This is a genomic window from Fructobacillus ficulneus (assembly GCF_001047075.2).
GTDB lineage: Bacteria > Bacillota > Bacilli > Lactobacillales > Lactobacillaceae > Fructobacillus > Fructobacillus ficulneus.
Genome location: NZ_DF967991.1, coordinates 28,704 through 39,921, shown reverse-complemented (window position 1 = coordinate 39,921; position 11,218 = coordinate 28,704). Strand labels below are relative to the sequence as shown.

Sequence of the window (11,218 nt, the reverse complement as noted above, 5' to 3'; positions counted from 1 at the left end):
GAACTCATTTGTAAAAAAATGAGTTCGCGTTTTTGGTTGGAGTATGTTTATTCTGTTAAATCAGCAAAGGGGGCCTGGATGAGCTGAGCTAAGTCGGCAGGATTAAGTTTATCTGATCGACCTAGTTCACCGGCTGAAACGACAAAGAATTCAGCTGTTTCGGCTTGGCGGGCAAAGTAGATGGGGAAACCGTGGTTATGCCAAATGCCAACAGGATTGTTAGCACCGTGAACATAGCCGGTTGTATCCTCTAGCTCCTTCAGTGGAAGCATATGGGCCTTTTTGTTGCCAGAGACAGCTGCTAACTTTTTCATATCTAGGCGTTCGGTCAAAGGAACGACGGCCACCAGCGGACCGGTCTTGTCACCCTTAACGGCAAGGGTCTTATAAATATCAGACTCTTGAATGCCTAATTCGGCCATCTTGGCATCGATTTCCTCCTGGGTTAGATCCAGGGCGTTAAGTTCAAGCGGTTCGAAGGCCAAGCCGTGTTTTTCCAGAACTTGTTCAGGTAATGTTTTTTTGTCTTTTTTCTTTTTTGCCATAGCTTTATTTTAGCACAAGACTAAAGAAAGCCATTATAAAAATCAACCAGTTGTAGGCATTGGTTGGACCAATTCATGGTATAATAGGACCTATGTCAGAAGCTATTTACGTTACGGTGCAAGCCGATATCAAACAAAAAATTTACCAGGGTATCTACGAGGACTTAAAACTACCAGATGAACGAACCCTGGCTATCGAATATGATGTTTCCCGATCATCAATTAAGCGGGCCTTGAATGTTTTGGTTCAGCAGGGAATCATCTTTAAAAAAAGAGGATCAGGTACTTTTGTTAACCCTCTTTATTTGAAGAACCAAGCAATTTTCCAACATGAAGGATCAAATTTGGGTGTTTCGGACTCGTTTCGAATCAATGGTCAGGCACCCAGTATCGAGCTTCTTGATTTTCGCGTCATTCCAGCCACTCCCGAACAGCAATCAGCACTTTTCTTAAATGATGGCGACTTTGTTTATGAAATTAAGCGTCTGCGTAAGATTGGTGATGTTCCATTCATGATTGAATATGGCTATGTGCCGATTTCATTACTTCCTGGCCTGAACCGTGAGACTGTCAGCAATTCGATTTATGAATATGTAGAAAAGCGGAAATCAAAAACCGTCACGCGGTCATTTATGACCATCATGGCTGAGCCGTCGAGCGCCGAAGAACAAAAATTGTTGAAATTGAAAGTTAATGAGCCGGTCGGAATTATGGAAGGCATCTTCTTTATGGATGATGGTACGCCATTGGAGTATTCGACCATGCGTCTGCATTATAAATACCTTCGTTACAACGCCTTTGTTTCATTGGGATCAGAGTAAACGTTAAGAAAATCAGCAATTGGACCGGTCCAATTTTATTAGAAATACAACCAAAAACGAAAAAGTTAGGCCCAATGGCCTTTTTTTCTTGAATCGAAAGATTACACTCGATATAATAGTACTTGTAAATATTTATCCGGGGTTTACAGAAGTGAGCTTCGTGGAAAAAAAAAGGAGTACTATTTACATGGTTGATTACAACTCAAAAGAGTACTTAGAACTTGTTGACAAGTGGTGGCGTGCAACCAACTATTTGTCAGCTGGGATGATTTTTTTGAAGTCAAACCCATTGTTCTCAGTAACGAACACACCTATTCAAGCTGAAGATGTTAAAGTTAAGCCAATCGGTCACTGGGGAACTATCTCAGGACAGACTTTCTTGTATGCTCACGCTAGCCGTTTGATCAACAAGTATGACTTGAACATGTTCTACATCGGTGGACCAGGTCACGGTGGCCAAGTTATGGTTACTAACGCCTACCTTGATGGTGAATATACTGCTGATTACCCAGAAGTTACTCAAGACTTGAAGGGTATGTCAACTTTGTTCAAGCGTTTCTCATTCCCAGGTGGAATTGGTTCGCACATGACTGCTCAAACTCCAGGTTCATTGCATGAAGGTGGAGAATTGGGTTACTCATTGTCACACGCCTTCGGTGCTGTTTTGGACAACCCTGATCAAATCGCTTTTGCCGTTGTTGGTGATGGAGAAGCCGAAACTGGTCCATCAATGACTTCATGGCACTCAATCAAGTTCTTGAACGCCAAGAACGATGGTGCGGTTTTGCCAATCTTGGATTTGAACGGATTTAAGATTTCAAACCCAACTTTGTTCTCACGTATGTCAGATGAAGAAATCAAGAGCTTCTTTGCAGGTCTTGGTTACTCAGCTCGTTTCATCGAAAACGATGACATCCATGACTACATGACTTACCACGAAAAGGCAGCTAACGTCTTTGACCAAGCTATCGAAGATATCCAAGCTATCCAAAAGGATGCTCGTGAAAATGGTAAGTACGAAGACGGAACTGTTCCAGCCTGGCCTGTTGTGATTGCACGCTTGCCAAAGGGTTGGGGTGGACCTCGCTTCGACGGTAAGGGAATGCCAATCGAAGATTCATTCCGTGCCCACCAAGTTCCATTGCCTTTGGAACAAGGTGACTTGTCAACATTGCCACAATTCGAAGAATGGATGAACTCATACAAGCCAGAAGAATTGTTCAATGCTGATGGTACTTTGAAGGATGAATTGAAGGCTATCTCACCTAAGGGTGACAAGCGTATGTCAGCTAACCCAATCGCTAACGGTGGACGTAAGCGCGGCGAAGCTTTGACTGACTTGACTTTGCCAGACTGGCACGATTACACAAACGACATTAACGCTGATAACCGTGGAACGATGTTGCCAGATGGTAACCGCAACATGGATATGTTCACATTGTCAACTTACCTTGAAAAGGTAATGCAATTGAACCCAACTTCATTCCGTTTCTTCGGTCCTGATGAAACAATGTCAAACCGTTTGTGGTCATTGTTTGATACTACAAACCGTCAATGGATGGAAGAAGTTAAGGATCCTAACGACCAATATGAAGCTCCAGAAGGTCGTATCTTGGATGCTCAATTGTCAGAACACCAAGCTGAAGGTTGGCTTGAAGGTTATACATTGACTGGTCGTGTTGGAATCTTCGCATCATACGAATCATTCTTGCGCGTCGTGGATTCAATGATTACTCAGCACTTCAAGTGGTTGCGTCACGCTTCAGAACAAGCATGGCGTAATGATTACCCATCATTGAACTTGATTTCAACATCAACTGCCTTCCAACAAGATCACAACGGTTACACTCACCAAGATCCAGGTATGTTGACTCACTTGGCTGAAAAGAAGTCTAACTTCATCCGCCAATACTTGCCAGCCGATGGTAACGCTGCTTTGGCCGTTATGGAACGTGCCTTCAGCGAACATTCAAAGGTTAACCACATGGTTATCTCAAAGCAACCACGTCAACAATGGTTCTCAGCTGCCGAAGCAGAAGTTTTGGCTACTGAAGGTTTGAAGGTAATCGACTGGGCTTCTACTGCACCATCTGCTGAAGTTGACATCACGTTTGCTTCTGCTGGTACAGAACCTACTATCGAAACTTTGGCTGCTTTGTGGTTGGTTAACCAAGCCTTCCCAGAAGTTAAGTTCCGTTACGTAAACGTTGTTGAATTGCTTCGTTTGCAAAAGAAGTCTGAAGCTGAAGGCAATGACGAACGTGAATTGTCTGCTGAAGAATTCGACAAGTACTTCCAAGCTGACACACCAGTTGTCTTTGGATTCCATGGTTACGAAGAATTAGTTGAATCATTCTTCTTCGAACGTAAGTTCCGTGGTGATGTTTATGTTCACGGTTACCGTGAAGATGGTGACATTACTACTACTTATGACATGCGTGTTTACTCACACCTTGATCGTTTCCACCAAGCGAAGGAAGCTGTTGCTGCCCTTGCTGACCGTGGTACAGTTGATCAAGCTGCTGCTGATACATTCATCACTAAGATGGATGACATCTTGGCAAAGCACATGCAAGTGACTCGTGAAGAGGGTCGCGATATTGAAGAATTTACTAAGTGGCAATGGTCTGCTTTGAAGTAAGCTATTAACACTGAAAGAGAACTGCGAAAGCGGTTCTTTTTTTTATGCACTAATAAACAATGGTAGTAATTTTTGCTATAATTGACATAATCTTAAAAAGGGGTCAGTTATGAAAACGATTAAACTTGTTTCGATTGATATTGATGGAACGCTCTATAACGATAACCGTGAAATTACGCCACGGGTGAAGGCTGCTATTCAAAAAGCAACGGCACAGGGGGTGCAAATCGTAATTACCACTGGCCGGCCTGAAACAGGGGTCATGAAGATTTTAAATGAACTCGACTTAATTGGTTCTGATCACTATGTTATTACCCATAATGGTGGTTTGGTCCAGTCAACGGATCGACAAAAGACCATTCATCGAGCTGCTTTGCCATGGGCAGCATTTGAACAAGCACAAAAGTTTTCAGAAGAAAATGGTGTCTATATTCAAACGGAATCTGATTCAGATGCCTACACGATTGATCGTGAAATCAATCTCTTTGTCAGTCAGGAAAACTTTGTTGTCTCTTTGCCACTAACGGTTAAGGATACCTTGGCAGACTTGCAAGCTCAGCCATTTGTCAAAGCATTAGCAATTGGTGAGAAAACCTTTATGGACAAAATTCAAGCCTTGGTTCCAGAACAACTTAAAAAGGATGCTAATGTTGTCCGTTCTACGCCAAACAACCTTGAATTCATGAATAATAACGCATCCAAGGGCCAAGCGTTGTTAGCATTGGCTGCTGAACTAGGAATTGATCCTGCTGATACGATGGCGATTGGCGACCAAGAAAACGACTTAACCATGATTGAGGCTGCTGGGATTGGTGTGGCCATGGGTAATGCCATTCCCGATGTGAAGGCTATTGCCAACGAAGAAACGACAGATAATAACCATGATGGAGTTGGCCAGGCCATCGAACGCTTTGTTTTGAATGATTAAATTACTTTGAAAAGAATGACATGTAGTATTGAAATTTCTAGATGAGACCTTTTTAACCCCGTTATCCTTTATTTATTGTTATAATAGAAAGGAAATCGGTGTTCTTTAATCTGGAGTAGGATAATGTCTAATTCAAACTTAAAACTCTTTTCTCTTTCATCAAACCATCCTTTAGCAGAAAAAATCGCTGCTGAAGTGGGTGTACCACTTAGTGATATCTCAGTGAAGCGTTTTGCCGACGGCGAAGTGCAAATCAACATTGAAGAGTCAGTTCGTGGAGCAGATGTCTTTGTCATCCAATCAACTGCACAACCTGTTAACGATAACTTGATGGAATTATTAATCATGATTGATGCCTTGAAGCGGGCATCTGCCAATCAGATTAATGTTGTTTTGCCATACTATGGCTATGCTCGTCAAGATCGAAAGGCGCGCTCACGCGAGCCAATTACAGCTAAGCTTGTTGCCAACATGATTGAACGTGCTGGGGCAACCCGCGTAATGGCTCTCGACCTTCACGCTGCTCAAATTCAAGGGTTCTTCGACTTACCAATGGACCACTTGCAAGGAGCACCTTTGTTAGCTGATTACTTGATCGAAACTGGTATCGCTGATAAAGAAACTGCTGTTGTTGTTTCACCTGACCATGGTGGAATGACTCGTGCCCGTAACTTGAACAACATGTTAGGCTTGGAAGCACCGGTCGCCGTCATTGACAAGCGCCGACCTAAGCCTAATGTTGCCGAAGTTGGTTCAATCGTCGGTGATGTCGCCGGTAAAACTGCCATCATGGTTGATGACATGATTGATACAGCTGGAACAATTACCCAGGGTGCACAATTAGTTTTGGAACATGGAGCTAAGGAAGTCTATGTTGTTGCTTCTCATGCTGTCTTCTCTGGACCAGCCTTGGAACGTTTGCAAAATTCCGTCTTCACAAAAGTAATCGTGACTGACTCAATTAACTTACCTGACTCAAAGAAGTTTGATAAATTGGAAATCGTTTCTGTTGGTGAATTGATTGGTGAAGCCATTCGTCGTGTATCAATGAACGAAGCCATTAGTCCGATGTTTAAGCATCGCTTCCGCCGTCGTAATAGCCAAGAATAAAAGTACCAAGATTAAATCATATTAAATTTAGCCGTTTTTTTGACAATTATTAGTCAAAAATGGCTTTTTTGTTATTATTATTCGTAAATCAAGGTAAACAAACGATATTTTATGTTACAATAACGAATGAAAAATGTTTTAATTGGAGACGCGTATGTATAAAATTTTAGTGGTTGATGACGAAAAGCCAATTTCTGATATTATTAAATTTAATTTAGTTAAAGAAGGCTATGAAGTAGTAACAGCCGGTGATGGGGCAGAAGCCTTGGAACTGTATAAGTCTGAAAATCCAGACTTAGTTTTGTTAGACCAAATGTTGCCAGAAGTTGAAGGAATCGAAGTTTTGCGCCAGATCCGCGCAAAGGACAAGACTCCAGTTATTATGGTAACCGCCAAAGATTCAGAAATCGATAAGGTGATCGGACTTGAAATGGGGGCGGATGATTACATCACAAAGCCATTTTCAAACCGTGAGTTAGTTGCTCGAGTTAAGGCAAACTTGCGTAACCGTCATGCTTCTAGTCGTAATGATGATCCAGCGGTCAACCAAGAAGATATTCAGTTGGGTAACTTGATTATTCATACTAAAACATACATGGTTACGAAGGATGGCGTTGATCTTGAATTGACTCATCGTGAATTCGAACTACTATCATACATGGCCCAGCATATTGGCCAGGTCATGAACCGTGAAAACTTGCTCCGTCAAGTTTGGGGTTATGACTACTTTGGTGATGTCCGTGCAGTTGATGTAACGGTTCGTCGCTTGCGGGAGAAAATTGAAGACGTTCCATCTCATCCGGTTTGGTTGGGAACTCGTCGTGGTGTTGGTTACTACCTATCATCAGGCAAAAATCAAAATAAATAATTAGTTCATTAAAAAGGATAAGCAGAGGTTATCGGAATTCATGAAAGTCATTGTTAAATTATTACAATCGATTCGATTCCGAATAGCATTTGTTTTTGTCCTTTTTTTAATTGTCATTTTAGAGTCATTTGGTGTATTTTTTGTTCATCAAATTGAACACCATGATTTACTATTCAGCCAAGCCGAGTTGACTATGCCAACCTATGTCAGTAAAAAGGTGACAGCTGGTTTGTTAAATGAGAATGATCAAACGGCTCGAGATAAAATGCAAACGGCGGTTGATGATTTTGATTCCAATTTAGTTCAAAACGTTGCTGTTTATAATCGTTCGGGCAAAATTGTAGCCATTCAGTCGTCTAAAAAAAGCCTACGTCCAAGTCAAAGCGAACCGAATACGAAACAAGCGATTCAGGGAGACCGTTCATTTTTGAAGTTACGGACTCAAGACCAGGGTACTGGGGGACAACAGGCTGTTGTGACGACGCCGCTGTACGCCAATGGGACGGATTCTGCTAGTGCAAAGGGTGAAAAGCCAATTGGAGCCGTGGTTGTTTATGCTAGCCTGAATAAGGTCTATGCTAATGCCCGCCAAATTTTGGTTTTGTTCCTATTAGCAGGTTTGCTAACTTTGGTTGCTTCGGTTTACCTAGCATTCGTCTTGTCGCGGACATTGACACGTCCAATCGAAATCATCAATAAACAAACTGCGCGCATTGCGGCTGGTGATTATTCAATGATGAATAAGATTACTGGTTCGGATGAAATTTCACAGTTGGCACAGTCTGTTAACACGTTGTCGAAACGCATCTCGGATTCAACTGAAATCATTAGTAACGAACGTAATCGCTTGCACTCGATTCTGCACCACATGGCTGATGGGGTTTTACTGACTAATGCCAGTGGCCAACTAACCATTATTAACCAGGCGGCCGCAAACTTACTCGGTGTTAAAAACCAGGATGCTTTGGGCCGACCGGTCTTTGACTTGTTGAACTTACCCGAATATGAAAGTGTTCGAGATTTAATTAAGTCGCAAAAATCAATTATTATTGATATCGATGAACGCAGCATTGAAGTACGAGTATCGTTGATTAAGAATCCATCAGGGATGATTAACGCTTTAATTTTGATTCTGCACGATATCACTGAACAGAAAAAGATTGAACAAGATCGTCGTGACTTCGTTTCGAACGTTTCGCACGAACTCCGGACGCCCTTAACAACGGTTCGATCATACGTCGAAGCATTGCTCGAAGGGGCCCAAGAAAGTCCAGAAATCCGCGAGGAATTTTTGTCGGTTATTCAAAACGAGTCAGAACGAATGACGCGAATGGTGGCCGACTTACTTGAATTATCTCGGATGGACCAGGGCACGATGGAAATCAAAACTGAACTTGTTCAGCTTAATACGATGCTGAACTTCGTCTTAGACAGGTTCGACATGATTTTACACTCAGCGAATAGTCAAGACGGTGAAGAGACCAAGCCTAAAATCAAGATCATTCGTAATATCCCAGAAGATGTTGAATTCTGGGTTGAAATTGATCACGATAAAATGACCCAAGTGATTGATAACTTGCTGAATAACGCCATCAAGTATTCACCAGATGGTGGTTTAGTAACTGTGTCACTTGAGAAGTTGGGAGATAAGGCCTTGATTAGTATTCAAGACCAAGGACTGGGAATTCCGAAGGCAGACCAAGACCAAGTCTTTAACCGTTTCTTCCGTGTGGACAAATCACGGTCGCGGGCTCAAGGTGGAACTGGTCTTGGCTTGGCCATTTCAAAGGAAGTCGTCGAAAAGTTTAATGGAAACATTTGGGTTGAATCGGTCGAAAATGAAGGTTCGACGTTTAAGATTACCCTGGATTGTGTCCAAGATGAATTGTTATTAGCTGGTACTGATTGGGATGAGGAATAAAAAATATCACTTAATATTAGCTTAATTTCAAATTGGTACACTATTTTCAATATATTTTGGAGAGTGTCATGCAGAAGAATTTAACAAACTTAATATTGGCAGGAGCCCTAGCCGGTGTCATTGGTGGGGGTGCCGTTTTGGCCGGGCAAGAAGTTTACCAAAACTATCAAGTGACCCATAGTCCAGTGCGAGCTAAGTCTGATAAAACGGTTGCACTATCCTCAAAAGATACGGAAACAACAGCCTATAATAAGGCGGCTAATGCGGTTGTGTCAGTCGTTAATTTTAAGAAAAGCGGTAGCTCCTACACCGAATCGTCAGAAGGGTCTGGTTTTGCTTATCGTAAGGCTGAAGGATCGGCTTTTATTGTTACTAACAACCACGTCATTGATGGTGCTGATAAGATTCAAGTTATCACTAACAGTAATAAAACGGTCACTGCTGAGTTAGTCGGTAAAGATTCATTAACTGATTTGGCCGTTCTGAAAATTCAGGATTCTGCCGTCTCTGCAACGGCATCCTTTGGTGATTCTGATCAGATTTCTGTTGGTCAACGAGTCTTAGCCATTGGTTCACCTTTGGGATCACAGTACGCTTCATCGGTAACAGAGGGAATTATCTCTGCTACAAAGCGTCTGGTTCAATCTGATGACGATGATAGCAGTCAAAGTTACGCAGGGTCAACGGTGATTCAGACCGATGCAGCCATCAACCCTGGAAATTCCGGGGGACCTTTGATTAACTTAGCGGGTCAAGTTATTGGGATTAACTCGATGAAACTATCGACTTCATCGAATGGAACCGCTGTTGAAGGAATTGGTTTTGCTATTCCATCAGACCAGGTTGTTGATATTGTGAATAAGCTCGTGAAGGATGGGAAGGTTACTCGACCAGCCATTGGAATTCAGATGATTAACTTGTCTCAGGTTCCAGTTGATGAACAAAAGGAAACCTTAAAAATTCCAACGAGCGTGGGCGGCGGAGTTGTTTTGTATAAAGTCAACGACGGTTCACCTGCTCAAAAAGCAGGACTGAAAAAGTACGACGTGATTGTCGGCATTGATGGTAAGGATGTTACGAACCAGGCTGATTTGCGCGAAGAACTTTACAAGCACAAGGTCGGTGACAAAATTACCTTAACTTACTATCGTGGCACTGCTAAAAAGACCGTCACGGTCAAATTAAATCAAACACTAAAATCATAATATATTAATGCGCTGGTTTTCAGCCATTTCAAAAAGTGAACCGGAAAATCTTTTCTGGTTCGCTTTTTGATTTTCCAGACAATTAGCCCGATTTACTCTGCCTTTACTGGGTGGATTTTGCTATACTGAAAGGAGCGATAAACGAGGAGAATGATTAAATAATGATAGTATTGGCCGGGACAATTGGCGCTGGGAAAACCAGTTTAACAGATATTTTAGCAAAGCATTTGGGTGGAAAGGCCTATTATGAAAGTGTGGATAACAATCCGATTTTGCCACTCTTTTACCAAGATCCCCAGAAGTATGGATTTTTGCTTCAAATCTACTTTTTAAACACACGGTTGGATCAAATTCATGAGGCTCAGCAAGAAGCCAATTCCGTTCTAGACCGATCAATTTTTGAAGATGCTTTGCTGTTCCAGCTGAATGCTGACTTAGGTCGGGCAACTCAAACTGAAGTTGATATTTATAAAGAGTTGGTCAATAACGTTTTGGAAGAAGTCAGCGATGAAGACCAAACAAAGACTCCAGATCTTTTGATTCACGTTCGCGTTTCACTCGATACAATGTTGGCCCGCATCAAAAAGCGTGGTCGACCATACGAACAAATTGATCAAGACCCTGACTTGTATCAATACTACGCTGATTTGAATGCTCGCTACGATGCTTGGTTCGACCAATATGACCGGTCACCAAAATTGCAAATCAATGGTGATGAATTCAACTTTGTTGAGGATGAAAAAGCCAAAGAACACGTTTTGGCTTTGATTGATCAAAAATTAAAAGAAGTATAAATAAAAGACCTAGTAAACATTAACTCCTGGACAAGCTAGCAACAGCTGTCGAGAAGTAAAATCAACTAGGTCTTTTTCGTTTATTTGAATTTATGCCAAAACTTTCAGCATGAGTTGCTGGAAATCGTGGACAAAACGCTTTTCATCAACCAGAATGGCGGCTTTTGAAATGGTTGGTTCCAAGAGCTTGGCCTTGTCACCAATTGTCCGCCCATAATCGCCTGACTCGCGGTCATAAGTGACTTGCATGTTCAAGTCGAGGGTTGTGACATAGGTGGGGTCAACGGCCACTGCTACGGCTAGTGGATCGTGCAGGGCAGCTCCCTTTTTGTCGATATCTAAGTTATAATAGGCATCAATGTAGTAATCGATAATATCGGCATAA

10 protein-coding genes are annotated in these 11,218 nt (G+C 42.1%); 8 read left to right on the top strand and 2 right to left on the bottom strand.

Features of this window, described 5'->3' with window-relative positions:
* Positions 1-47: 47 nt before the first annotated feature.
* Complete coding sequence (locus tag AOQ29_RS01900; RefSeq protein WP_061992859.1) at positions 48-545, bottom strand: aminoacyl-tRNA deacylase; 498 nt, start codon at positions 543-545, stop codon at positions 48-50.
* A 92-nt stretch (positions 546-637) separates the two neighbouring features.
* Here AOQ29_RS01900 and AOQ29_RS01895 point away from each other — a divergent pair, with 92 nt between their 5' ends.
* The 8 genes from AOQ29_RS01895 to AOQ29_RS01860 all read left to right on the top strand — a co-directional run bounded on the left by AOQ29_RS01895 (position 638) and on the right by AOQ29_RS01860 (position 10,833).
* Positions 638-1,366 (top strand): GntR family transcriptional regulator, encoded by a 729-nt coding sequence (locus AOQ29_RS01895; protein ID WP_061992858.1) that lies wholly within the window; start codon positions 638-640, stop codon positions 1,364-1,366.
* 187 nt (positions 1,367-1,553) lie between these two features.
* Positions 1,554-4,007, top strand: coding sequence for a phosphoketolase family protein (locus AOQ29_RS01890; RefSeq protein ID WP_061992857.1), 2,454 nt, complete (start codon positions 1,554-1,556; stop codon positions 4,005-4,007).
* 109 nt (positions 4,008-4,116) lie between these two features.
* The gene (locus tag AOQ29_RS01885) at positions 4,117-4,935 is read left to right on the top strand and encodes a Cof-type HAD-IIB family hydrolase (RefSeq protein ID WP_061992856.1); all 819 of its coding nucleotides are present in this window, start codon (positions 4,117-4,119) and stop codon (positions 4,933-4,935) included.
* Positions 4,936-5,058: 123 nt separating this feature from the next.
* Positions 5,059-6,045, top strand: a complete 987-nt coding sequence (locus AOQ29_RS01880) for a ribose-phosphate diphosphokinase (protein WP_061992855.1) — start codon at positions 5,059-5,061, stop codon at positions 6,043-6,045.
* Positions 6,046-6,199: 154 nt separating this feature from the next.
* The gene (gene yycF, locus AOQ29_RS01875; protein ID WP_061992854.1) at positions 6,200-6,913 is read left to right on the top strand and encodes a response regulator YycF; all 714 of its coding nucleotides are present in this window, start codon (positions 6,200-6,202) and stop codon (positions 6,911-6,913) included.
* Positions 6,914-7,106: 193 nt separating this feature from the next.
* Positions 7,107-8,834 carry an ATP-binding protein gene (locus tag AOQ29_RS01870; protein ID WP_322788031.1) on the top strand — a complete coding sequence of 576 codons (1,728 nt, stop codon included), beginning with the start codon at positions 7,107-7,109 and terminating at the stop codon, positions 8,832-8,834.
* 68 nt (positions 8,835-8,902) lie between these two features.
* Positions 8,903-10,039: a S1C family serine protease gene (locus AOQ29_RS01865; RefSeq protein WP_061992852.1), complete on the top strand. Its 1,137-nt coding sequence runs from the start codon at positions 8,903-8,905 to the stop codon at positions 10,037-10,039.
* Positions 10,040-10,200: 161 nt separating this feature from the next.
* On the top strand, positions 10,201-10,833 hold the full coding sequence (locus AOQ29_RS01860) for a deoxynucleoside kinase (protein WP_061992851.1): 633 nt from the start codon (positions 10,201-10,203) through the stop codon (positions 10,831-10,833).
* Positions 10,834-10,923: 90 nt separating this feature from the next.
* Here the strand turns inward: AOQ29_RS01860 and AOQ29_RS07845 are convergent.
* A partial coding sequence (locus AOQ29_RS07845; RefSeq protein ID WP_242977373.1) for a nucleoside hydrolase occupies positions 10,924-11,218 on the bottom strand: 295 nt, incomplete at its 5' end.